Origin of the sequence: Achromobacter spanius, from assembly GCF_002966795.1 — a bacterium.
Classification (GTDB): Bacteria; Pseudomonadota; Gammaproteobacteria; order Burkholderiales; family Burkholderiaceae_B; genus Achromobacter; species Achromobacter spanius_D.
The window spans coordinates 5988973-6011685 of record NZ_CP023270.1; the positions used below are offsets into that span (position 1 = coordinate 5988973).

General features: G+C 65.4%; 19 protein-coding genes. 7 read left to right on the forward strand and 12 right to left on the reverse strand.

The genetic code is table 11. The features are described from left to right. Nucleotides 1-35: 35 nt before the first annotated feature. Nucleotides 36-3995, reverse strand: coding sequence for a DUF3683 domain-containing protein (locus CLM73_RS27160; protein WP_105241077.1), 3960 nt, complete (start codon nt 3993-3995; stop codon nt 36-38). Between the two features lie 133 nt (nt 3996-4128). After that, nucleotides 4129-4665 carry a YqaA family protein gene (locus tag CLM73_RS27165; protein WP_105241078.1) on the reverse strand — a complete coding sequence of 179 codons (537 nt, stop codon included), beginning with the start codon at nt 4663-4665 and terminating at the stop codon, nt 4129-4131. 96 nt (nt 4666-4761) lie between these two features. Between CLM73_RS27165 and ilvA the strand changes: the two genes are divergently transcribed. Next, nucleotides 4762-6270, forward strand: coding sequence for a threonine ammonia-lyase, biosynthetic (gene ilvA / locus CLM73_RS27170; RefSeq protein WP_105241079.1), 1509 nt, complete (start codon nt 4762-4764; stop codon nt 6268-6270). 171 nt (nt 6271-6441) lie between these two features. Here ilvA and CLM73_RS27175 read toward each other — a convergent pair whose 3' ends face one another. After that, the gene (locus CLM73_RS27175) at nt 6442-7554 is read right to left on the reverse strand and encodes a porin (protein ID WP_105241080.1); all 1113 of its coding nucleotides are present in this window, start codon (nt 7552-7554) and stop codon (nt 6442-6444) included. A gap of 449 nt (nt 7555-8003) precedes the next feature. Beyond that, nucleotides 8004-8384 carry a DUF4148 domain-containing protein gene (locus CLM73_RS27180; protein ID WP_105241081.1) on the reverse strand — a complete coding sequence of 127 codons (381 nt, stop codon included), beginning with the start codon at nt 8382-8384 and terminating at the stop codon, nt 8004-8006. A gap of 385 nt (nt 8385-8769) precedes the next feature. Between CLM73_RS27180 and CLM73_RS27185 the strand changes: the two genes are divergently transcribed. Next, nucleotides 8770-9660: a LysR family transcriptional regulator gene (locus tag CLM73_RS27185; protein WP_056319627.1), complete on the forward strand. Its 891-nt coding sequence runs from the start codon at nt 8770-8772 to the stop codon at nt 9658-9660. A 57-nt stretch (nt 9661-9717) separates the two neighbouring features. Here CLM73_RS27185 and CLM73_RS27190 read toward each other — a convergent pair whose 3' ends face one another. The 8 genes from CLM73_RS27190 to purT form a co-directional block, all read right to left on the reverse strand. Further along, nucleotides 9718-10272: an adenine phosphoribosyltransferase gene (locus tag CLM73_RS27190; protein ID WP_105241082.1), complete on the reverse strand. Its 555-nt coding sequence runs from the start codon at nt 10270-10272 to the stop codon at nt 9718-9720. A 53-nt stretch (nt 10273-10325) separates the two neighbouring features. Beyond that, the gene (gene cydC / locus CLM73_RS27195) at nt 10326-12023 is read right to left on the reverse strand and encodes a thiol reductant ABC exporter subunit CydC (protein ID WP_105241083.1); all 1698 of its coding nucleotides are present in this window, start codon (nt 12021-12023) and stop codon (nt 10326-10328) included. Next, nucleotides 12020-13687, reverse strand: coding sequence for a thiol reductant ABC exporter subunit CydD (gene cydD, locus CLM73_RS27200; protein WP_234015936.1), 1668 nt, complete (start codon nt 13685-13687; stop codon nt 12020-12022). The genes cydC and cydD overlap by 4 nt, the downstream gene beginning before the upstream one ends. Before the next feature lie 77 nt (nt 13688-13764). Next, nucleotides 13765-13890 (reverse strand): cytochrome bd-I oxidase subunit CydX, encoded by a 126-nt coding sequence (cydX, locus tag CLM73_RS27205; RefSeq protein ID WP_056560232.1) that lies wholly within the window; start codon nt 13888-13890, stop codon nt 13765-13767. Nucleotides 13891-13906: 16 nt separating this feature from the next. Then, a complete protein-coding gene (gene cydB / locus CLM73_RS27210; RefSeq protein WP_105241085.1) occupies nt 13907-15061 on the reverse strand; it encodes a cytochrome d ubiquinol oxidase subunit II in 1155 nt (384 codons plus the stop codon). A 14-nt stretch (nt 15062-15075) separates the two neighbouring features. Beyond that, nucleotides 15076-16650, reverse strand: a complete 1575-nt coding sequence (locus CLM73_RS27215) for a cytochrome ubiquinol oxidase subunit I (RefSeq protein ID WP_105241086.1) — start codon at nt 16648-16650, stop codon at nt 15076-15078. A gap of 126 nt (nt 16651-16776) precedes the next feature. Then, nucleotides 16777-17322 (reverse strand): GbsR/MarR family transcriptional regulator, encoded by a 546-nt coding sequence (locus CLM73_RS27220; RefSeq protein ID WP_105241745.1) that lies wholly within the window; start codon nt 17320-17322, stop codon nt 16777-16779. Between the two features lie 310 nt (nt 17323-17632). Next, nucleotides 17633-18850, reverse strand: a complete 1218-nt coding sequence (purT, locus tag CLM73_RS27225; protein ID WP_105241746.1) for a formate-dependent phosphoribosylglycinamide formyltransferase — start codon at nt 18848-18850, stop codon at nt 17633-17635. A 104-nt stretch (nt 18851-18954) separates the two neighbouring features. Here purT and CLM73_RS27230 point away from each other — a divergent pair, with 104 nt between their 5' ends. The 5 genes from CLM73_RS27230 to lptB are packed head-to-tail and all read left to right on the forward strand — an operon-like array spanning nt 18955 to nt 22667. After that, the gene (locus CLM73_RS27230) at nt 18955-19944 is read left to right on the forward strand and encodes a KpsF/GutQ family sugar-phosphate isomerase (protein WP_105241087.1); all 990 of its coding nucleotides are present in this window, start codon (nt 18955-18957) and stop codon (nt 19942-19944) included. After that, a complete protein-coding gene (locus tag CLM73_RS27235; protein ID WP_199778212.1) occupies nt 19941-20549 on the forward strand; it encodes a KdsC family phosphatase in 609 nt (202 codons plus the stop codon). Before CLM73_RS27230 ends, CLM73_RS27235 begins: the two co-directional genes overlap by 4 nt. A 37-nt stretch (nt 20550-20586) precedes the next feature. Beyond that, on the forward strand, nt 20587-21219 hold the full coding sequence (gene lptC / locus CLM73_RS27240; RefSeq protein ID WP_105241089.1) for an LPS export ABC transporter periplasmic protein LptC: 633 nt from the start codon (nt 20587-20589) through the stop codon (nt 21217-21219). Further along, a complete protein-coding gene (lptA, locus tag CLM73_RS27245) occupies nt 21216-21839 on the forward strand; it encodes a lipopolysaccharide transport periplasmic protein LptA (RefSeq protein ID WP_105241090.1) in 624 nt (207 codons plus the stop codon). The genes lptC and lptA overlap by 4 nt, the downstream gene beginning before the upstream one ends. 33 nt (nt 21840-21872) lie before the next feature. Further along, nucleotides 21873-22667 carry an LPS export ABC transporter ATP-binding protein gene (gene lptB, locus CLM73_RS27250; protein WP_105241091.1) on the forward strand — a complete coding sequence of 265 codons (795 nt, stop codon included), beginning with the start codon at nt 21873-21875 and terminating at the stop codon, nt 22665-22667. The last annotated feature ends 46 nt before the right edge of the window (nt 22668-22713 follow it).

The window sequence follows — 22713 nt, forward strand, 5'->3', positions numbered from 1 at the left end:
ACTGGCCGCGGTTTCTGTTTGGCGCGTGCTGACGCCTACACCAACACCCGTTCGATCCCGCCCGCATTGGCGCGGCGCACGTAGTCTTCCATCCAGCCTTCACCCAGGATGTGGCGAGCCATCTCGACCACGATGTAGTCGGCTTCCATCTTGGTGTCGCCCTCGTAGCGCGACAAGCCCTGCAGGCACGACGGGCACGAAGTCAGGACCTTCACATCGCCCGTGAAGCCGTCGCTGCGCATCGCGGCGTCGCCCTTGAGCAGTTCTTCCTGCTTGCGAAAGCGCACCTGCGTCGAGATGTCGGGACGGCTGACCGCCAGCGTGCCGGACTCGCCGCAGCAGCGGTCGCTCTTGACCGCGCCATCGCCCACCAGCGCGCGCACCGTCTTCATGGGTTCCTGCAGCTTCATCGGCGTGTGGCAGGGGTCGTGGTACATGTAGCGCACGCCCTTGGCCCCTTCCAGCTTGATGCCCTTTTCCAGCAGGTATTCGTGGATGTCGATCAGCCGGCAGCCCGGGAAGATCTTTTCGAATTCATACCCGGCAAGCTGGTCGTAGCAGGTGCCGCAACTGACCACCACGGTCTTGATGTCCAGGTAGTTCAGCGTGTTGGCCACGCGGTGGAACAGCACCCGGTTGTCGGTGATGATCTGCTCGGCCTTGTCGGTCATGCCGTTGCCGCGCTGGGGATAGCCGCAGCACAGGTAACCCGGCGGCAGCACGGTCTGCACGCCCGCGTGCCACAGCATCGCCTGCGTCGCCAGGCCGACCTGCGAGAACAGGCGTTCGGAACCGCAGCCCGGGAAATAGAACACCGCTTCCGTGTCGGCCGTCGTGGCCTTCGGGTCGCGGATGATCGGCACGTAGTTCGCGTCTTCAATGTCCAGCAGCTTGCGCGCGGCCTGCTTGGGCAGTCCGCCCGGCATCTTCTTGTTCACGAAGTGCACCACCTGCTCGCGCAGCGGCGGCTTGCCCACCGTGGCCGGCGGCTTGGCGGTCTGCTTCTTGACCAGACCCGAGAACAGGTCGTGCGCGGCGCGCTGCACCTTGTAGCCCACGCCCACCATCGCCTTGCGGGTGGCGTTGATGGTGGCCGGGTCCTTGGCGTTCAGGAAGAACATGGCGCTGGCCGTGCCCGGATTGAACGACTTGCGGCCCATGCGGCGCAGCACGGCGCGCATGTTCATCGACACGTCGCCGAAGTCGATATCGACCGGACAGGGGTTGTAGCACTTGTGGCAGACGGTGCAGTGGTCGGCCACGTCCTCGAACTCTTCCCAGTGCTTGAGACTCACACCGCGCCGGGTCTGTTCTTCGTACAGGAAGGCCTCGACCAGCAGCGACGTCGCCAGGATCTTGTTGCGGGGCGAATACAAGAGGTTCGCGCGCGGCACGTGGGTGGCGCACACAGGTTTGCACTTGCCGCAGCGCAGGCAGTCCTTGATGGACTCCGAGATGGCGCCGATGTCGCTCTGCTGCATGATCAGCGACTCGTGGCCCATCAGGTTGAAGCTGGGCGTCCAGGCATGGCGCAGGTCCGCGCCGGGCATGAGCTTGCCGGCGTTGAAGTGACCGTTGGGATCCACGCGCCGCTTGTAGTCCTGGAACGGGGCCAGTTCGGCTTCGGTCAGGAATTCGTACTTCGTCAGGCCGATGCCGTGCTCGCCCGAAATCACGCCGTCCAGGTCGCGCGCGATCTGCATGATGCGTTCGACGGCGGCATGGGCCTCGCCCAGCATTCCGTAGTCGTCCGAGTTGACGGGAATGTTGGTGTGCACGTTGCCGTCGCCGGCGTGCATGTGCAGCGCGACGAACACGCGGCTCTTGAGCACGCGGCCATGGATGGCGACGAGCTCGTCGACGATCTTCTTGTAGGCCGCGCCCGAGAAGGCGCGCTGCAGGCCGGCCAGCACTTCGGTCTTCCAGGAGACGCGGATGGTGCGGTCCTGCACCACGTCGAAGACGCGGGCGGCGGGTTGTGCGGCCAGGCGTGCGGTCAGCGTGGCGTGAAGCTCGCCCAGGCCAAGGCCTTCGAGCTGCGGCAGCGCGTCGCCCAGCGGCAGGTCCAGATTGTCCAGCAGCCACTGCCAGCGCTGGCGCGTGGCGGCGATCAATTCGATTGCCTGGCGCGTGCGCTCGGCCAGCACCTCGGCGCGGGTGGTTTCAATGTCGGCGTCGTCGATCTTGCCGACCGGCAGCGGCGTGCACAGGTAGGCATCCAGCTCGCCCAGCAGCTTGAGCTTGTTGCTGGTCGACAGTTCGATGTTGATGCGCTCGATGTGATCCGTGTATTCGCCCATGCGGGGCAGCGGGATCACGACGTCTTCGTTGATCTTGAAGGCGTTGGTGTGCCGCGCGATCGCGGCGGTGCGCGAGCGGTCCAGCCAGAATTTCTTGCGCGCCTCGGGGCTGACGGCGACAAAGCCCTCGCCGTGGCGCGTGTTGGCCAGGCGCACGACTTCGCTGGCGGCCGCGGCCACCGCATCGTCGTCGTCGCCGACGATGTCGCCGATCAGGACCATCTTGGGCAGCACGCCGCGCTTGCTCTTGGTGGCGTAGCCGACCGCGCGCAGGTAGCGTTCGTCCAGGTGCTCCAGGCCGGCCAGGATGGCGCCGCGCGCCTTGCCTTCGCCGTCCAGGTAACCCTTGACCTCGACGATCGACGGGATGGCGTCTCGCGCCTGCCCGAAGAATTCCATACAGACCGTGCGCGTGTGGCGCGGCATGCGGTGCAGCACCCAGCGCGCCGACGTGATCAGGCCGTCGCAGCCTTCCTTCTGGATACCGGGCAGGCCCGCCAGGAACTTGTCGGTGACGTCCTTGCCCAGGCCTTCCTTGCGGAAGACGCGGCCATGGATTTCCAGCGTTTCGGTCTTGAGCAGGCGTTCGCCGGGCTTGCCCTTGCCGTCGAACCACTTGAGCTCGAAACGGGCCAGCTCCACATCATGGATCTTGCCCATGTTGTGGTCCAGGCGCGTGACTTCCAGCCAGTTGCCGTCCGGATCGACCATGCGCCACCAGGCCAGGTTGTCCAGCGCGGTGCCCCACAGCACGGCCTTCTTGCCGCCGGCGTTCATGGCGATGTTGCCGCCCACGCACGAGGCTTCGGCGGATGTCGGGTCCACGGCGAACACGAAGCCGGCCGCCTCGGCCGCCTCGGACACGCGTTTGGTGACGACGCCGGCGCCGGCATGGATGACCGCCACGGGCTCGGTGAGCCCGGGCAAAATACAGGACTCGACCTTGCCCAGCTTGTCGAATTTTTCGGTATTGATGACCGCCGACTTCCAGGTCAGCGGGATGGCGCCGCCGGTGTATCCGGTGCCGCCGCCGCGCGGGACGATGGTCAGGCCCAATTCAATACAGGCGGTGACCAGCGCGGCGATCTCGTCCTCGGAGTCGGGCGTCAGCACGACGAAGGGATACTCCACACGCCAGTCGGTCGCGTCCGTCACGTGCGACACGCGCGACAGGCCGTCGAACTTGATGTTGTCGCGCGCCGTGATGCGGCCCAGCACCTTTTGCGCCTGCTTGCGCATCATGGCGGTCTGGTCGAATTCGCCTTCAAAGGCCGCGATGGCAGAACGCGCGCGGGCCAGCAGACCGACGACCTTTTCGTCGCGATGCGGATCATGGCCGGCTTCAGCCGGCGCGCTGGGGTCGCGGCGCTTGTCGATTTCGCCCAGGCGGTGATGCAGCGCTTCGATGAGCTGCTTGCGGCGCTTGGGATTGTCGAGCAGGTCGTCCTGCAGATACGGATTGCGGCGCACGACCCAGATATCGCCCAGCACTTCGTACAGCATCCGGGCCGAACGGCCGGTGCGCCGTTCGCCGCGCAGGTCGCTCAGCAGGCTCCAGGCGTCTTCACCCAATAACCGGCCCACGATTTCGCGGTCGGAAAACGACGTGTAGTTGTAGGGGATTTCGCGCAATCGCGCGGGTGCGGCGGGCGGCATCGCCCCGTTCAAGATGTGGCTGGCGAGTGGGGCGTTCATGGCGGCAAGAAGGGGGCCCTTAAAAAAGTATTTTATGCCATTGTCCCGACTTGACCCCTAATTAGTCTGGCAAGGCGTCCAAAAGCGTGGCGGGGACGTCATGTATCGTCCCCGTTTAAGACCGCCGTCAGGGCTAGATTTTCCCGGGAAAAAACCAGAGCAGCCCGGCGGTCATGAACAGATAGCGCATGAATTTGCCGATGGCCATGTAGAAAACGCAGGGCCAGAACGACAGGCGCAGCCAGCCGGCAACCGCGCACAGGGGATCGCCCACGGCAGGCAGCCAGGACAACAGCAGCGCGGGCGGTCCCATCCGGTGCAGCCAGTCATGGGCGCGCTCGTTCCAGCGTCCGCGCATGCGGCCGCCTTCGGTCGCATCGGGATGCGGATGGGGGTGTTTCTCCTTCCAGCGCTCGACCGCCTTCTCGGCGCCCAGGCCCATGGCGTAGCTGATGGCCCCGCCCACGGTATTGCCTGCGGTGGCCACCAGGATGGCAGGCCAGAACATGTCCGGCGAAAGCTTGATGTAGCCGAACACCGCCGGCTCGGAACCCAGCGGCAGCAGCGTCGCGGACACGAGCGAAACGGTGAAGATGGCCGACAGGCCCACGGAGGGCAGCGCCAGCACCCCCAAGAGCCAATGAACTGCGGATAAGAGACTTTCTTCCATGGTTGCGGCAGTGTAGCCGCGGCAAACCCGGAAGGCGACACGCATTTCCCTGCAATAATCCAGGCCAGTCCCCACTCTTGCCCTGTCGCGCGGTCCATGTCCACTGATTATCTGAAACGCATCCTGACTTCCAAGGTTTACGACGTCGCGGTCGAATCCCCGCTCGAGGCAGCGCCCCTGCTGTCGCAGCGGATGTCGAACACGATGCTGCTCAAGCGCGAGGATACGCAGGCGGTGTTCAGCTTCAAGCTGCGTGGCGCCTACAACAAGATGGCCAACCTTGCCCCGGCGGCGCGCAATCGCGGCGTCATCGCGGCTTCGGCCGGCAACCACGCGCAGGGCGTCGCCCTGGCGGCCGCCCGCCTGGGCTGCCGCGCGGTGATCGTCATGCCCACGACCAGCCCGCAGGTCAAGATCGACGCCGTGCGCCGCCTGGGCGGCGAGGTCGTGCTGGCCGGCGAAAGCTTTTCGGACGCCTACGCGCATGCGCAGGTGCTGGAAAAGAAAGAGAAGCTGACCTTCGTCCATCCGTTCGACGATCCCGACGTGATCGCCGGCCAGGGCACCGTCGGCATGGAAATCCTGCGCCAGCATCCCGGCCACATCGACGCGATCTTCGTGGCGATCGGCGGCGGCGGGCTCATCGCCGGCGTGGCGGCCTACATCAAGCAGCTGCGCCCCGAGATCAAGATCATCGGCGTGCAGACCGAGGACTCCGATGCCATGCTGCGCAGCGTGCGCGCGGGCCGGCGCGTTCAATTGAACGACGTGGGCCTGTTCTCGGACGGCACGGCGGTCAAGATGGTGGGCGCCGAAACTTTCAAGCTGGCGCGCAAGTACGTGGACGATTACGTGGTGGTCAACACCGATGCCATCTGCGCCGCCATCAAGGACGTGTTCCAGGACACGCGCAGCGTGCTGGAGCCGGCTGGCGCGATGGCCGTGGCGGGCGCCAAGCAATACGCGGCCGAACACCACCTGAAGAACAAGACACTCGTGGCCATTGCCTGCGGCGCCAACATGAACTTCGACCGGCTGCGCTTCGTGTCCGAACGCGCCGAGGTCGGCGAAATGCGCGAAGCCGTTTTCGCCGTCACCATGCCCGAGCAGCGCGGGAGCTTTCGCCGCTTCTGCGAATTGGTCGGCGAACGCAGCGTCACCGAATTCAACTACCGCATCTCGGACGCGGACCGTGCCCACGTGTTCGTCGGCATCCAGGTCTCTTCCGCCGCGGAACCCGACAAGATCGCGGCGAACTTCCGCCGCCACGGGTTCGACACGCTGGACCTGACCCACGACGAAATGGCCAAGACCCACCTGCGGCACATGGTGGGCGGCCGCTCGGCGCTGGCGCGCAACGAACTGCTGTACCGCTTTGAGTTCCCCGAGCGGCCGGGCGCGCTGATGCGCTTTCTGAACGCGATGAATCCCGACTGGAACATCAGCCTGTTCCATTACCGCAACCAGGGCGCGGACTATGGCCGCATCCTGATCGGCATCCAGGTGCCGCCGGCGGACAAGAAGCAATTCCGCAACTTCGTCGCGGAACTGGGCTATCCGCATTGGAACGAAACCGACAACCCGGCGTACAAGCTTTTCCTGTAGCGCGCGGGATTCAGCTGTCCTGAATGCGAGAGGGCCTCCTTGCGGAGGCCCTTCCCTTCTGTGCGCGAGGCGCGCCCGGCTGAACCCGATCTAGGGGGGGTTCGCTGTCACTCAGCGGGCCACGGAGAATGGCCCGCACATTCAGCAAGGTTCAGCCGGACGTCCTGTTGCTTAGAAACGGTGGCGCAGGCCGACGGCGACAGCCGTGTCGGTCGCGTCGTGCTGGAACGCGTAGTTGTCGCCATACGAGGCGTACGCGTACAGGTTCGTGCGCTTGGTGAAGTCGTACGTGTAGCCAAGGCTGTACACGTTGAACGTCGCGTCGTCGCCCGTCAGCTTGTCGTTGCTGGCGGTGGCGCGCTGCCACGAACCGAACACGGCGTGGCGGCCCAGCGGCACGGTGGCGCCGATCATGTACGAGTTGGCGCGGAAACCATCAGCCAGCTTGAACGAACCCAGCTTGTTCATGCCGTCGGGCGTGGTGCCCATGTTCTGTCCGACGAACCAGCCGTCACGGGTCTGGCCGAACGCAGCCGCAACCTTCACGACTTCAAAGTCGTACGAACCGCCGACGATGTATTCCTGGATGCGCGCCGCGTCCTTGCCGCCAACGCGGTCGTTGGACGGGTTGAAACGGTCATAGGCAGCCGCCAGGTTCAGCGGGCCGTTGACGTACTGCACACCGGCGGTGATCACGCGGTTGTTGTTGCCCGTGGCGAAGCCCTTCTGCGTCGTATCGGCGACGGTGTCGTCCGCGCTGAACGCGTAGCCGAGGCCGACCTTCAAACCACCCAGGCTGGGGGTTTGATACAGGACCATGTTGTCCAGGCGCATCGTGTTGGCGCTGCCGAACGTCGTACCCATGTTGGCGTTGTTGTAGCTGATCGAGAACGGGTCGATCGAGCCGAAGTACTTCGACGCCAGGTTCGTCTGACGGCCGAATTCCAGACGGCCCCACGAATCGCTGTCCAGGCCCACCGTTGCTTGGCGGCCGAACAGGCGGTCGTTCTGCAGCGAGTTGCCGTTCAGGGGACCGAAGCCGCCTTCCAGCGTGAACACGGCGCGCAGGCCGTCGCCCAGATCTTCCGTGCCGCGCAGACCAAAGCGCGAACCGCTGCTCACGCCCTGAACCGCACCGATGCGGCTCTGCGAGTTGCCCTTGAACTTCACTTTTTCGTAACCGAGACCAGCGTCGATCAAGCCGTACAGCGTCACGGAATCAGCGGCCTGCGCGGCGCCGGCAAAGCCGGTCAGCAACGCGACGGCCAAAAACGTCTTCTTCATTTGAATCCCCAAAATGGCGAGATGAAAGGCGCATTGCGGGGCGCCGCCAAACACCGCGGGCCCTCGCATGCCGCAACGTTCAATCGAGCGGCGATGCACTGGGCGTAGTGTCCGGCTTGTAGCAGTTCGTAGTAACCCGGATTTCGACGAACTACTTTCCATGGTTGGGATAATGACGCGAAGCTGAAGCCCCGCCTTGATCCAAAACGCTTGCTAAGGCCTTGATCTCAAATATGAATCATTGCTCGCATCACAGCATCGCAAGATTGGATGCAGCTTTCCTTGTCCTTCCTGCCGGCAACATATGTAGTGCGGGCGGAATAGTTTTGCGGCGTAAACGCCACACTGTTTCGGCAGGGATAAAAACGCGGGGCACAAAAAAACCCCTCGGCGTCACAAGGGGTTCTTTCGGCGACCTGCCGGGCGGCGCGGCGCGCCAGTGCTGGAACTCAGCGGCCCTTGGGCGGGTAGTCCAGCTCGCCAAACGTGTATTCGCCGCGCGCCTTGGCGTCGGCCAGTTCCTGGCGGACTTCTGCACGGCTCTTGCCGGCGGTCTGCGCCACGGTCTTGGGCGGGTAATCCAGTTCGGCGCTCGTCACCTGGCCTGCGGCCTTGGCGCTTTGCAGTTCCTGCTGCACCTGTTCGCGCGACAGGCTGGTGGTCTGAGCGACGGCGGGCGGATAGTCCAGCTCGCCAAACGTGACGGTGCCTGCGGCCTTGGCGGCTTGCAGTTCCTGCTGAACCTGTTCACGCGTCTTGCCATCGGCGTGAGCGGCGGACATGCCGACTAGGGTAGCGGTAACCATGAGTGCGGTTGCTAGGGCTTTCATTTTGATGACTCCATCCTAAACGTTGCACATCGTCTTGCGCCGGGTTGGCGGCATTCGATATGACAATTTGATTGCTGGGACGAAGTATCTGGTTATTAGCGCTTAGTAAAAACCCTTAATTTGGTGAACATATTTGCACGGATGGGACAATTGCAAGTCGTATCCGTGATGGGCGCCGCGCATGAAGCGCCATGCCGACTCATGCACTATGGCGAAGGCCCTTGCCGCCATTCAGTTTCCCGCAAGCTAGGTAACGCAATCGCAACGCGCCACGCATGGGCACTGTTGTGCAAGGTGGAGAAATAGACATTTCTACTGGCGGGACAATAATTCCATTTATGATACGAATCTGCCAGAAATGGAAATTTGAGTCTCGAGGGCATTCATGGACATCCAGCTTAACGACATCGCGCTATTCGTCGAGGTCGCCAAGCGCAAGAACTTCAGCCACGCCGCCGAAGCCCTGAATATCCCGACCTCCACGCTGTCGCGCCGCGTCAGCGAGCTGGAACGCAGCGTCGGCATGCGGCTGCTCAATCGCAGCACCCGCAAGATCGATCTGACCGAAGCGGGCGCCATTTATTTCGAACGCTGCCGGCACATCGTCGAAGAGGCGCGCATCGCCCATGACCAATTGCTGGACATGGCCGTGCAGCCCAAGGGCCGTCTGCGAATCTCGCTGCCCACCAGTCTTGCGCAATTGTTCCTGCCCGCCGTGATCCGCGAGTTCCGCGAGCAGCATCCCGACATCGAGTGCGACTTCGACCTGAGCATGCGCCCGATCGATCCCATCAGCAATCCGTTCGACCTGATCCTGCGCTTTGGGCAACAGCCCGATTCCAGCCTCATCTCGCGCAAGATCGTGCTGATGGCGCACCAGCTTTATGCGTCGCCGGAATACCTGGCCCGGCACGGCGAGCCGCGCGTGCCGGCGGACCTGACGCACCACGAATGCCTGCGCCCGACCATGCGCGAGGAGTCATCCTTCTGGATGCTTCATTCGGGCGACAAGGTCGAGCGTGTGCAAGTGTCTGGCCGTCTGTCGGCCAATAACGTCGGGATGCTGGGGCGATTGGCCGGCCAAGGGCTGGGCATCACGCCGCTGCTGGTGTTTGATGCGATGGAGCGCGCCATCAAGCAGACGGGCCTGGTGCGCGTGTTGCCGGAATGGAGCCTGACTCCCCTGCCCTTGTTTGCGCTGCTGCCTTCGCGCATGCTGCCCGCCAAGACAAAGGCGTTCCTGGACTTCATCCAGCCTCGCCTGTCGGACGCATAGCACGCGGAACGCGCCGAAGGACGGCACCGCGCTGCGGTACCGTCAAGCCGGCACGGACTACGGCGTCGTGTCCGCGCCGTACTGACAGACCGTGTAGAGCGGCGTGCCGGTGGCGGCCACCTTGGCGGAACCGCCGAGATCCGGCAGGTCGATGATGGCGGCGGCTTCCACTACGTTGGCGCCCAGGCGCTGCAGCAGCTTGATGGCCGCGAGGATGGTGCCGCCGGTGGCGATCAGGTCGTCCACCAGCAGGACGCGCTGGCCCGTGCGGACCGAATCGGTGTGCATCTCGACGGCGGCGTTGCCGTATTCCAGCGAGTATTCCTCGGCCACCGTTCGATAGGGCAGCTTGCCCTTCTTGCGCACGGGCACGAACCCCAGATTCAGTTCATAAGCCAGCACGCTGCCCACGATGAAGCCGCGCGCGTCCACGCCCGCCACCAGATCCAGGCGCTGGCGCATGTAGCGATAGACGAAGAGATCGATCAGGACACGGAACGCACGGGGGTCCTGCAGCACCGGCGTGATGTCGCGGAACGTGACACCGGGTTGGGGCCAGTCCGGAACGCTGCGGATGGTGCGCCGGATGAACTCGGCGTTGTCGGTCTGCATGGATACGGCCCTGAAGAATTGAAGCAAGGCGAACTATAACCGCGCCGCCGCGCTTAAGCCAGGATTGCCGCGCGCGATGACATGTCATGCAATTGCCCATCACGCAACACATGGCAACGATGCACCGCGCCTTCGGGCAACGCCGCATGTGTGGCCAGCACAACGGTGCGCCCGCGCACCGCCTGCTCCAGGTCCGCGAAGAACGCAGCTTCGGCCGCGGCGTCCAGTCCCGCCGTCGGCTCGTCCAGCACGATGACCGCGGCGGGCGCCAGCAAGGCTCTGGCCAGACACAAACGCCGCGCCTGTCCGGCCGACAACTGCGAGCCGGTTTCGCCCGCCCAGGTATCCAGGCCGTCGGGCAGGCCGCGCACGAATTCGCCAAGCCTTGCCGCGTCCAGGGCGCGCCACAAGGCGGCATCGTCGGCAGTGGCATCGCCGATCAACAGATTGGTGCGCAGCGTGCCCAGGAACACGGGCGCATCCTGCGACAGCAGGACGATCCGCCGATGCCAGTCCGCCTGCGCGCATTCGCGCGCATCGCAACCGCCGAACCGGACGCGTCCACCTTGCGGATCCTCCAGCCTGAGGATCAGATGCAGCAGCGTGGACTTGCCCGCGCCGCTTGCACCCACGATCGCCACACGTTCACCCGGTTCGATGCGCAGATTGATGTCCTGCAGCACCGGCGCACAATCGCCGGCCGCGCGGGCCGGGTAGGCAAAGCGCACGCCTTCCAGTTCCAGCGCGCCGTGATTGGGCAGCGGGCGCGGCACGGCCGGGTCCTGCATGTCGGGGTCGCATTGCGTGATCTCTCGGATGCGCGCAGCCGCCGACATCGCGGATCCCATGCGGGAAGCACCGCGCATGATGGGGCCCGCGACCTCGAAGATGCCGATGACGGCCAGCAGCAGGCCGGCCAGGACGGGGCCTTCGATCCGCCCCGCCTCGTGCTCGGCCAGACCGAACCACAGCAGCCCCATCACCGCGACGCCCGCGGCCACCTGCAGAAACCATTGCCCGCGCACGGCCACCCGCGCCTGACTGCGCCGCGCCAGGGCGCTGGCTTCGCACAGGCGCTCGAAGTGCGCCAACGTCTGGTCCTGCGCATGCAGCGCGACCATGTCCGCGTGGCCGTCCACCGCGTCCAGCGTGGCGGCGCGCAGCCCTGCCGCGCTTTCCTGTGCTGCCACGCCAGGCTTGCGCGCCGCGCGCAACAGCCACAACGGCACCACCACGCACGCCGTCAGCAGCGCCAGCGCAAAGATCAGCGCCGCGGCGGGCACCCATTGCCCCAGCACGGCGGTGAGCACCGCGCCGGCGAGGATTGCGGTGGCCAGCGGCGCCAGCACAAACAGAAAGACGGTATCCAGCGCATCGACGTCGTTCGTCATCCGCGCGACCAGGTCGCCGCTGCGATAACGCGCCAACTGGCGCGGCGTCAGCCGGATCAGCGCCGCGAACACCATGGCGCGCAGATCCGCCAGCAGACGCAAGGTGGCGGCATGCCCGACCACGCGGTCGGCGTAGCGCGACACGATGCGCAGGAACGACAGCCCGCGCACCAGCGCGGAAGGCGCGAACAGGTTGAAGACGCTGCCTGCGCCAGCCAGGAACGCCCCGGTCAGGAACCAGCCCGACACGCCCAGCAGACCCACGCCTGCGGCAACGGTGGCCAGCGCGCAGAACAATGCGAGCAAAAGCCCGCCTTTTCGGCGCGCGTACAGGGGCAGGAGCAACAACAGGTTCTTCATGCGTCAATTACCGTGCCGTTGGCGACGCGCGCCACGCGGCCGAAACGTGCGGCCACCGCGGGCGAGTGCGTCGCCAGCACCAGGGTGCGGCCCGCGGAAAACTGCAGGATCTCGTCCAGCACCCGGGCCTGCGTTGCTTCGTCCAGATGGGCGGTGGGTTCGTCCAGCAGAATCAGGCCGGGGTCGCGCAGGAACAGGCGGGCCAGCGCCACGCGCTGTGCCTGACCGCCAGACAGACCGTGGCCGCGGCTGCCCAGCGCAGTGTCCAGGCCTTGCGGCAGGTCCTGCGTGAACTCCAGCACGCAGGCGCGGCGCGCGGCGTCCTGCACTTGCGCATCCGTGGCGCCGGGCTGCCCCAGCCGGATGTTGTCGGCGATGGTACTGGCCAGCAACTGCGGCCGCTGGCCGATCAGCGCCACGCGCTGGCGCAAGGCGGCCTCATCCCATTGCCCCAGGGGCAAGCCATCGATGCGAATATCACCGTCCGCCGGCCGCAGGCGCGCGATAGCCTCGATGAGCGTGGATTTGCCGACGCCGCTGGGTCCCATCAGCGCCACGTGCTCGCCCGGCGCCAGATCAAAAGCGGCATCCGCCAGCACCGGCTGGCCACGGCCCGGCGCCTCGACGCGCAGACCGCCGATGGCGACCGCAGCGCCCTGGCCGGCGTGCGCAGGGCGGCCGCGCAATGCGGACGTGTCCTCGGCTTCGGCTTGCGGCAGGCCATCGAAGAGCACGGCGATCTGCGTCACGGCGGCAAGCGCCGTCGCGCGATCGTGATAGTGGGCCGCAAACTGGCGCAGCGGGGCATAGACCTCGGGCGCCATCAGCAGGCAGAAGAGCCCGGCCTGCAAGGTCAGCGGCGACCAGCGCACATCCAGGAATCCCAGGTAGGTCAGGCCGATGTAGACCGCAACGCCCGCGACGCCCAGCGCGGCGAAGAATTCCAGCACGGCCGAGGACAGGAACGCGATGCGCAGCACCGACATCGTCCGCTGGCGCAGCGCATCGCTGGCCGCCACGACGGACTGCGCCTCGGCCTGCGCGCGCCCATACAGTTTCAGCGTGGAAAGCCCACGCAGCCGGTCAGCGAAAAAACCCGACAGACGGGCAAAGGCGCGCAGGTGGCGGCGGCTGGCGCCTTGCGCGCCCCACCCCACCAGCGCCATGAACAGCGGAATCAGCGGCGCGGTGATCAACAGCACCAGGCCGGCGATCACGTCAACCGGCAACAGCACTACCGAGAAGGCGACGGGCAGCATCGCGGCCGCGGCCATCGCGGGCAGGTACTTGGCAAAAAAGCCATCCAGCGCCTCCACCTGGTCGACCACCGCGCTCGCCAGTTCACCCGAGGCCTTGCCGCGGCTCCAGTAAGGACCTTTTTGCACCAGCCGCTGGAACAGGGACTGGCGCACGTGGCGCTTGATGCGCTCGGACGCATCCGCGCCGGCGCGTTCGCCGGCCCACGTGATGCACGCCCGCAGCAGCATCAGCCCCGCGATGGCGGCGATGCCGCCAATCAGTTCATGCCGCGGCACCTGGCCGACGATCGCCGAATCGAGCACCCTGGCCAGCAGCCAGGCCTGCACGACCAGCAAGACGCCGCTTACCAGCGGCGCGGCGCCCGCAAAAATGAGCGGAAACCGCGCCGACCGGGCCAGCCCCATCAGCCACCGCGACTGCTCGCGCGGCGGCTTCTGCAGGGACGCCGACGGGTCGTGCTCGAGGCTGCTTGCGCCGCCGCTCACTCGTCGCCGCGGCTGGCGCGCGGGTCATGGCTCTGACCTTCACGCAACTCGAACCACATCGCATTAAGAATGGCGAAAGCGCACGCCAGGCCCAGGCCGAGGATCCATGAGAAATACCACATGGTGGGGGTTCCTTTATCAGTACGAGTTGGGCGTGTCGCCCACCGAATCATGGGTGACCTTGCCGCGCATGACGCGATACACCCAGGCGGTGTAGAGCGTCACGATGGGCAGGAAGATGACAACCGCGATCACCATGATCCACAACGTCAGATGGCTGGACGAGCCGTCCCAGACCGTCAGGCCGGCCTTCGGATTGACCGACGACGGCATGATGAACGGGAAGAGCGAGAAGCCCACCGTCAGGATCACGCCGGCGATGGACGCCGAGGACGACAGGAACGCCAGCATGTTGGCGCGCACGGTCAGCAGCAGCCCCGCGAGCACGGCGCCCGCCACGCCCAGCGCGGGCGCGATCCACATCCACGGCCACTTCGCGTAGTTGGCCATCCAGGCGCCGGTCTGCACCGACACGGACTTGAGCATCGGGTCCGACGGCGCGGCCGTGTCGACCACACTGGTGATCGCATGGCCCGGCACGCCGCCCGCGACCCAGAAGCCGCCCGCCACGAAGAGCGCGGCGGTAAGCATTGCGCACAGCCGGCCCCAGTTGCGCGCCCGCGAGGACACGGGATCATCCGTGCGCCAGGCCAGCAGCACCGCGCCATGCATGGCCAGCATCACCACGCTCAGCACGCCGGCCAGCAAGGCGAAAGGCATGAAAAGCTGGAAGAAGTGCCCTTCGTACATCGGACGCAGCGTCACCGCGTCATACGTGAACGGCACACCGAGGATGACGTTGCCCATGGCCACGCCGAACACCAGCGACGCCAGCACGCCCGAGAAGCACAGCACGGCGTCCCAGCGATTGCGCCAGCGCGTGCCTTCCATCTTGCTGCGGTACTTGAAGCCGACCGGCCGCAGGATCAGCGCAAGCAGCACCAGCATCATCGCCAGGTAAAAGCCCGAGAACGACGCAGCGTAAAGCAACGGCCACGCGGCGAAAATGGCGCCGCCCGCGGTGATGAGCCAGACCTGGTTGCCTTCCCATACCGGCCCCACCACGTTGATCACGATGCGGCGCTCGGCGTCAGTCTTGGCGACCACCGGCAACAGCGCGGCCACACCCAGGTCAAAGCCGTCCATGACGGCAAAGCCGATGAGCAACGCGCCCATCAACACCCACCACACCACGCGCAGCGTGCCGTAGTCGAAAGGAATAAGGGTATCCATTTGCGTTTCTCCCCTTATGCGCGCACGGCGGCGTGAACGGGATCGGCAGCGGCATCACCCGGCGCCGGCCCGTCGGATTTCGGTCCGGCCTTGATGGCATGCAGCATGACCTTCACGCCGATGATGAGCAGGATCGTGTACAGCACCAGGAAGATCGTCAGACTGATGACGAGGTCGGTGATCGTGAGGCCCGATGCCGCGTAATACGTGGGCAGCACGCCTTCGATGACCCAGGGCTGGCGGCCGTACTCGGCGACGAACCAGCCGCTTTCGATGGCGATCCACGGCAGCGGCAGGCTCCACAACGCCACCTTGAGCAGACGGGGACTGCTGTCCAGGCGGCCGCGGGATGCAAGCCAGAACGCCACGCCGAAGAACAGGATCAGATACATGCCCACCGCGACCATGATGCGGAACGCCCAGAACAGCGGCGCCACGGTCGGCACGGTATCGATCGCGGCCTGCTTGATCTGCGCCTCGGTGACCTTGCTGAGATCCTCCTCATGGCGCTTGACGAGCAGTGCATAGCCCAGGTCCGGCCAGGTCTTGTCGAACACCATGCGGGCATCGACGTCCTTGGGATTGGCGCGGATCTTCTGTAAGGCCTCATAGGCCACGAGGCCGTCGCGAATGCGATTCTCGGCGCGCAGGATCAGGTCGTTGATGCCCAGCAGCGGCGTGGTCAGCGACCGCGTGCCGATGATGCCCATGACATAGGGAATCTCGATCGCGAAATCGTTGCGGCGCTCGGCCTGGTTCGGGATGGCGAACAGGTTGAAGGATGCGGGCGCGGGCTCGGTGTGCCACATGGATTCCATGGCCGCGATCTTCATCTTCTGGTGTTCGGTGGTGAGGTAACCGCTTTCGTCACCCAGCACGACCACCGACAGCGCGCCGGCCAGACCGAAGCTGGCCGCCACCGCCATCGAGCGCTTGGCCAGGTCGATATGGCGGCCGCGCAGCAGATACCAGGCGCTGATCGACATGACGAACATGGCGCCCGCCACGTAGCCGGCGCTGACGGTGTGCACAAACTTGGCTTGCGCGACGGGGTTGAAGATGACCGCGGCGAAGTCGGTCATTTCCATGCGCATCGTGTCCGGATTGAAGATCGCGCCAACCGGGTTCTGCATCCAGCCGTTGGCGATCAGGATCCACAGGGCCGAGAAGTTGGTGCCGAAGGCCACCAGCCAGGTCACGACCAGGTGGCTGACCTTGGACATGCGGTTCCAGCCGAAGAAGAACAGGCCGACGAAGGTGGCTTCCAGGAAGAACGCCATCAGCCCTTCGAGCGCCAGCGGCGCGCCGAAGATGTCGCCCACGTAATGGCTGTAGTAGGACCAGTTCATACCGAACTGGAACTCCATCACCACGCCGGTCGCCACGCCCAGCGCAAAGTTGATGCCGAACAGCGTGCCCCAGAACATCGTCATCTTCTTCCAGATGGGGCGGCCGGTCATGACGTACACGCTTTCCATGATGGCCAGGATGAACGACAGGCCAAGCGTGAGCGGAACAAAGATGAAATGGTAGAGCACGGTCGCGGCGAACTGGAACCGCGAGAGATTCACGACATCGATATCAATCATGAGGCTGCTCCCAAGGCGTAGACGCGCTGCGGCAACCGGCATGGTTCCCAGGCCGTCTGACGCGCCATGTTAGGGGCGTTGCATACAACTTCATAGAGGTTTCCTGAAAAATCGAGGCGTGACGGGTCAGCCCTTGCCCCGCAATTTGCCGGCGAATCCCAACACCTTCTGCACCTTGGAACCAAGTTTCATGAGGCTTTGCAGGGTTTCGGGCGGCAGCCGTTGAACCTCATCGAACCACCCGGTGGATAGTTCGATGAGCTCCAGCATTTCGGTCATTCGTTGTTGCGCGTAGGCCTCGCTGGGGCCGGACGGCGACTCCAGCAGCGTGTCGCGCAGGAGCGTGAGGGTGGGATCGACTTCGCGCTTGCGCTTCTCTTCCATGAGGATTCGGAAGATCTCCCAGACGTCCTTGGGGGTTTCGAAGTAGTCGCGGCGGTCGCCCACCTGATGGATCAGCTTGACCAGCCGCCAGGACTGCAGCTCTTTCAGGCCCAGGCTGACGTTCGAGCGCGAAAAGCCCAGGGCTTCGGCGATGTCGTCGGCGTTGAGCGGCTGCGGCGCCAGGAACAGCAGTGCGTAGATCTGGCCGACGGTGCGATTCACGCCCCATCGGCTGCCCATCTCACCGAAGTGCAGGACGAAACGTTCAATCTGGGGGGAAAGCGCCATGAGGATCAGCCAGTCACACAACGAACCCTGCACGATATATGCAGTTACGTTGCTTTCAGAAATTTCTGAAATTATCGAACAAACGATGAGAAAGCGCAAACCACGCTTGCATCAGGGGCAAGAGCGCAAACCAACGCCATTCAGAGGGCGCGCACGGCAAATTAGCCGTTCAACGTGACAGCCATACAACACTTGGCGGGCGCGACGGACGGCAAAAACGCCACCGGCCGGTTGGCGGGTGGCGTTCAAGGGGGAAAGCGGGGCGTTGACGGTGGTCGTTACCCCGTCAGCGACGCAGGGATCAGGGCGATCAGCCGGCCTTGACGGTCACGGCGGCGGACACGCGCTTGGCCTTGGCCCTGGCGGCGGCAACGTCCTCGGCCACGGCCAGGCCTACGCCCATGCGGCGCTTGACGAACGATTCGGGCTTGCCGAAGAGACGGATGTCCGTGCCGGGTTCGGCCAGGGCCTCTGCCACGCCATGGAACGACACCGCGCCTGCTTCCACGCCGCCGTAAATGACGCTGCTGGCGCCCGGCTGTCGCAGGCTGGGATCGACCGGCAGCCCCAGCAGCGCACGGGCGTGCAGTTCGAATTCGTTCTGCACCTGGGTAATCATGGTGACCATCCCGGTGTCGTGCGGACGCGGACTGACTTCCGAGAACCAGACCTGGTCGCCCGCCACGAAGAGCTCGACGCCGAAAATGCCCAGGCCGCCCAGCTCGGACGTGACGGCCAGCGCGATGTCGCGGGCACGCTGCAGCGCCGCGGGCGACATGGGGTGCGGCTGCCAGCTTTCGACGTAGTCGCCGTCGACCTGCTTGTGGCCGATGGGCTCGCAGTACCGGGTCTCGACCTGGCCGTCGGCGCCGCGGGCGCGCACGGTCAGAAGCGTGATTTCGTAGTCGAAGCGGATGAACCCCTCGACGATGGCGCGGCCGCCCCCGACCCGCCCCCCTTCCTGCGCATAGCGCCAGGCGGAGACCACGTCGTCGGCGCTCTTGATGACCGACTGGCCCTTGCCCGAGGACGACATGACCGGCTTGATGACGCACGGATAGCCGATGCCGCCGTCGATGGCCCGGCGCAGTTCTTCCTCGGTGTCGACGAAGCTATAGGGCGAAGTCGGCAGGCCCAGGGTCTCGGCCGCCAGGCGGCGGATGCCTTCCCGATTCATGGTGAGCTGCGCCGCGCGGGCCGTCGGGGTGACCCGCGCCACGCCGGCCGCTTCCAGTTCCACCAGCAAGCTGGTGGCAATGGCCTCGATTTCAGGGACAATAACGTGCGGCTGCTCCTGCTCGATGACCTGCCGCAAGGCCTGCGGGTCCGTCATCGAGACCACATGCGCCCGGTGCGCCACCTGATGGCCCGGGGCGTCGGCATACCGATCCACCGCAATGACTTCGACGCCCAGGCGCTGCAGGGCGATGATGACCTCTTTGCCCAGTTCACCGGACCCCAGCAGCATGACGCGGGTGGCCATGGGGGACAGTGGCGTGCCAAGGACGGGACTGGAAATGCTGGACATGGAGCGGGCCTGGAAGAAAAGTTTGAAAGCCATTGAAAGACTCGCCAGCATGCCATACGCCCCTGCGCGGGGCAAACTAGCATACTGAGATTAAAATCCGCCCCATGACCGACCATCCCACCTCATCGTCCGGCACCGCGCTGGCATCCGCGCGCAGAACGCTACAGATTGAAAGCCAGGGCCTGCAAGACCTGTCCGCCCGGCTGGATGACAGCTTCACGCGGGTCGTCGACCTGCTGCTTGCCTGCCGCGGCCGGGTAGTGGTCAGCGGCATCGGAAAAACGGGACACATCGCCCGAAAGATCGCGGCGACGCTGGCGTCCACCGGCACCCCCGCCTTCTTCGTGCATGCCGCCGAGGCCGTCCATGGCGACCTGGGCATGATCACCCGCGAAGACGTGCTCATCGCCATTTCGTATTCGGGGTCGGGCGAGGAACTGCTGACCATCCTGCCCGTGGTGCGCCGCATGGGCGCCGGGCTGGTGGCGATCACCGGCAACCCGCAATCCGAACTGGCCCGCCAAGCCGACATCCATCTGGATGCCAGCGTGGCCCAGGAAGCCTGCCCCCTGAACCTGGCCCCCACCGCCAGCACCACGGCCGCACTCGCGCTGGGCGACGCCCTCGCCGTCGCCTGCCTGGAGGCGCGCGGTTTCGGCCCGCAGGACTTTGCTCGCTCGCACCCGGGCGGCGCGCTGGGCCGCCGGCTGCTCACTCACGTGCGCGACGTCATGCGCCAGGGAAACGCCCTGCCCATCGTCACGTCGGACACCCCGGTGTCGCAGGCCCTGGAGGTCATGTCGGCCAAGGGCATGGGCATGACGGTCGTGACCGACGCCCAGCACCGCCCGCTGGGCATCTTCACCGACGGCGACTTGCGCCGTCTGATCGCGCGGCACGGCGACATCCGCAGCCTGACCGTCGAGGTGGGCATGACGCGATCGCCGCGCAGCATCAACCCCGAGGCACTCGCCGTCGAGGCCGCCCGGCAGATGGACGAACAACGGCTCAATCACATGCTGGTGATGGACAATGACGGCGCGCTGGTCGGTGCATTGCACATGCACGATCTGATGGCCGCTAAAGTGGTATGACTATGAACCTCTCTGCTTCCGTGAATCACCCGGCCGAAGCGCTGGTGCTTGCCCGTATCCCCGCCATCGTGCGCGAACGCGCCGCGGCCGTGCGATTGATGGTCTTCGACGTGGACGGCGTGCTGACCGATGGCAGCCTCTATTACGGCGAAGGCGGCGAACTGCAAAAACGCTTCCACGCGCTGGACGGCCACGGGCTGCGGCTGCTGATGGAAGGCGGGCTGAAAGTCGCGCTGATCACGGGCCGTTCCGGCCCCATCGTCGCGCGTCGCGCGGCCGAACTTGGCATCGCCGAAGTGATCCAGGGCGTGCGCGACAAGGGCACCGCCCTGACCGAACTTGCGCAGCGCTGCGGTGTCCAACTGAATCAAACCGGCTACATGGGCGATGACATCATCGACCTGCCGGCCTTGCAGCGCGCGGGCTTTGCCGCCAGCGTGCCCAACGCCCCCGGCTACGTCAGCCAGGCCGCGCACTGGGTTTCGACCCTGCCCGGCGGAAGCGGGGCCGTGCGCGAATGCTGCGATCTCCTCCTGGCCTCGCAAGGCCGCCTGGGCGCCTTCCTGGCTGCGCCGGGCCTGCTGGGCCCAGGGGCGATCCAGTGATTCCGCCCTCAACGAATACGCCCTCGCGGCGCACCCGATGAAAGAACGTTTTCCCTCGCTGATCGCGCTGTTCCTGCTGCTGGTGCTGGTCACCAGTTCGTGGTGGGCGGCCGATTACGCGCAGCGCGCCATCCAGGTGGACCCGCCGCGCCGCGTCACCCACGAAATGGATGCGTGGTCGCGCGAATTCGTGATGCTGCGCACCGATCCCACGGGCAAGCCCATCAACCGCCTCGAAGGCGACTACATGGAACACTTCCCCGACGACGACTCGTATCACGTCACGGCGCCGCGCGCAGTGGGCCAGCGCGAGTCCAATCCGATCACGGTGGCGGTTTCGAAGACGGCCGTGATGGAACAGGGCGGCAAGCGCATCGTCATGCAAGGCGATGCCCATGTGCTGCGCCAGCCCGACGCCGAGAACGACATGCTGGACGTGCGCAGCCAGCAGCTCATCATCCTGCCCGACGAAGATGTGGTCTTCACCGACCTGCCCGCCACGGTCCTGAAGGGCCGCTCGCGCATGCAGGGCACGGGCATGCACTACAACAACAAGACTCGCCAATTGCAGGTTTCGGCATCGACCGACGTGGAAATTGCCGGTTCGGAAGGCAAACAGCAGCGCCGTACCGAAATTCCTGCCAACAACACTAACCAGAAAAAACCATGACCGACCTTCGGACCTTCCTCGCCCCGACGACCCGCCTGATGGGCGCCGTGCTGTTGACGGCCTGCGTGCTTGCGCCGGCGCAAGCGGCGGAACCGAAAGCGGCCACGCCGGCTGAAGAGCCCAGCACGCTGATCCTCTCGGACACGCTGCACTACGACGACGTGAAGAAACAAAGCGTGTTCACCGGCAACGTCAACATGACGCGCGGCCTGATGACGCTGACCTCCGATACCTTGCAAATGAACGAGGACGCGCAGGGCAACCAGTACGGCACGGCCACCGCCAACAAAGGCAAGGTGGTCACGATCCGCCAGGAGCGCCCCGAGAACTTCGAACTCATCGAAGGCAAGGGCCTGCGCGCCGAATACGACGGCACCAACAGCACGTTCGACCTGATCGGCCAGGCCATCGTGACCCGCTACGTCTGTGGGAAACCGTTCGATACCATTCGCGGCGAGCGGGTACGCTACAACGAGAAGTCCGGCACCTACGAAGCGCAAGGCGGCCCGAACTCCGCCGCGGCCGGCGGACGCGTGCGGTCGCTGGCCGAACCGCGCGCCAAGCTGGACGCCGCCGTCGCCGAATGCCGCAAGCAGCAGGCAGCCAAGAAAGGGCGCTGAAGCGCTTCCCCCGCAACACCAATCGCAGCCACGATGAACCAACCTTCAGTGCCGACCCCCGTGACCTCCGCCCCTTCGGGCGTCAAGCAGGGCAGCCTGCGCGCAACCGGACTGCGCAAGACCTACAACGGCCGCACCGTGGTGCAGGACGTGTCCCTGTCCGTGGTCAGCGGCGAAGTCGTCGGCCTCTTGGGCCCCAATGGCGCAGGCAAGACCACCAGCTTCTACATGATCGTCGGCCTGGTGCCGGCGGACGCCGGCCGCATTGAAATCGACGGCTCCGTCATCACCGCGATGCCCATCCACAAGCGCGCGCGCATGGGCCTGTCGTATCTGCCGCAGGACGCCTCCGTGTTCCGCCGCCTGACGGTGGAGCAGAACATCCGCGCGGTGTTGGAATTGCAAGTGGGTCCGGATGGCCGGCCGCTGTCGACGCCCAAGATCAACGAACAGATGGAATCGCTGCTCGAAGAGCTGCAGATCGGGCACATCCGCAGCAACGCCGCGATCTCGCTGTCGGGCGGTGAACGCCGGCGCGTGGAAATCGCGCGCGCGCTGGCCACCAGCCCGCGCTTCATCCTGCTGGACGAACCGTTTGCCGGCGTGGATCCCATCGCCGTCATCGAAATCCAGCGCATCGTGCGCTTCCTGAAGGGCCGCGGGATCGGCGTGCTGATCACCGACCACAACGTGCGCGAAACGCTGGGCATCTGCGATCGCGCCTACATCATCAGTGAAGGCAAGGTGCTGACCGACGGCCACCCCGACGAGATCGTGGGTGATCCCGCCGTACGCCGGGTGTACCTGGGCGAACACTTCCGTATGTAACCGCCCGCTGAAAGACCCCGTAACGCATGAAAAAAGACCGCCATAC

Bases quoted from the DNA above. Each gene is read 5' to 3' on its own strand.
- CLM73_RS27165 (WP_105241078.1), bottom strand. From the start codon at position 4,665: ATGGAAGAAAGTCTCTTATCCGCAGTTCATTGGCTCTTGGGGGTGCTG.
- CLM73_RS27180 (WP_105241081.1), bottom strand. From the start codon at position 8,384: ATGAAAGCCCTAGCAACCGCACTCATGGTTACCGCTACCCTAGTCGGC.
- cydC (WP_105241083.1), bottom strand. From the start codon at position 12,023: ATGAAGAACCTGTTGTTGCTCCTGCCCCTGTACGCGCGCCGAAAAGGC.
- lptC (WP_105241089.1), top strand. From the start codon at position 20,587: ATGAAAGAACGTTTTCCCTCGCTGATCGCGCTGTTCCTGCTGCTGGTG.
- CLM73_RS27190 (WP_105241082.1), bottom strand. From the start codon at position 10,272: ATGCAGACCGACAACGCCGAGTTCATCCGGCGCACCATCCGCAGCGTT.
- CLM73_RS27215 (WP_105241086.1), bottom strand. From the start codon at position 16,650: ATGATTGATATCGATGTCGTGAATCTCTCGCGGTTCCAGTTCGCCGCG.
- lptA (WP_105241090.1), top strand. From the start codon at position 21,216: ATGACCGACCTTCGGACCTTCCTCGCCCCGACGACCCGCCTGATGGGC.
- CLM73_RS27230 (WP_105241087.1), top strand. From the start codon at position 18,955: ATGACCGACCATCCCACCTCATCGTCCGGCACCGCGCTGGCATCCGCG.
- lptB (WP_105241091.1), top strand. From the start codon at position 21,873: ATGAACCAACCTTCAGTGCCGACCCCCGTGACCTCCGCCCCTTCGGGC.
- CLM73_RS27220 (WP_105241745.1), bottom strand. From the start codon at position 17,322: ATGGCGCTTTCCCCCCAGATTGAACGTTTCGTCCTGCACTTCGGTGAG.
- cydD (WP_234015936.1), bottom strand. From the start codon at position 13,687: ATGGGGCTGGCCCGGTCGGCGCGGTTTCCGCTCATTTTTGCGGGCGCC.
- CLM73_RS27175 (WP_105241080.1), bottom strand. From the start codon at position 7,554: ATGAAGAAGACGTTTTTGGCCGTCGCGTTGCTGACCGGCTTTGCCGGC.
- purT (WP_105241746.1), bottom strand. From the start codon at position 18,850: ATGTCCAGCATTTCCAGTCCCGTCCTTGGCACGCCACTGTCCCCCATG.
- CLM73_RS27160 (WP_105241077.1), bottom strand. From the start codon at position 3,995: ATGAACGCCCCACTCGCCAGCCACATCTTGAACGGGGCGATGCCGCCC.
- CLM73_RS27185 (WP_056319627.1), top strand. From the start codon at position 8,770: ATGGACATCCAGCTTAACGACATCGCGCTATTCGTCGAGGTCGCCAAG.
- ilvA (WP_105241079.1), top strand. From the start codon at position 4,762: ATGTCCACTGATTATCTGAAACGCATCCTGACTTCCAAGGTTTACGAC.
- cydB (WP_105241085.1), bottom strand. From the start codon at position 15,061: ATGGATACCCTTATTCCTTTCGACTACGGCACGCTGCGCGTGGTGTGG.
- CLM73_RS27235 (WP_199778212.1), top strand. From the start codon at position 19,941: ATGACTATGAACCTCTCTGCTTCCGTGAATCACCCGGCCGAAGCGCTG.
- cydX (WP_056560232.1), bottom strand. From the start codon at position 13,890: ATGTGGTATTTCTCATGGATCCTCGGCCTGGGCCTGGCGTGCGCTTTC.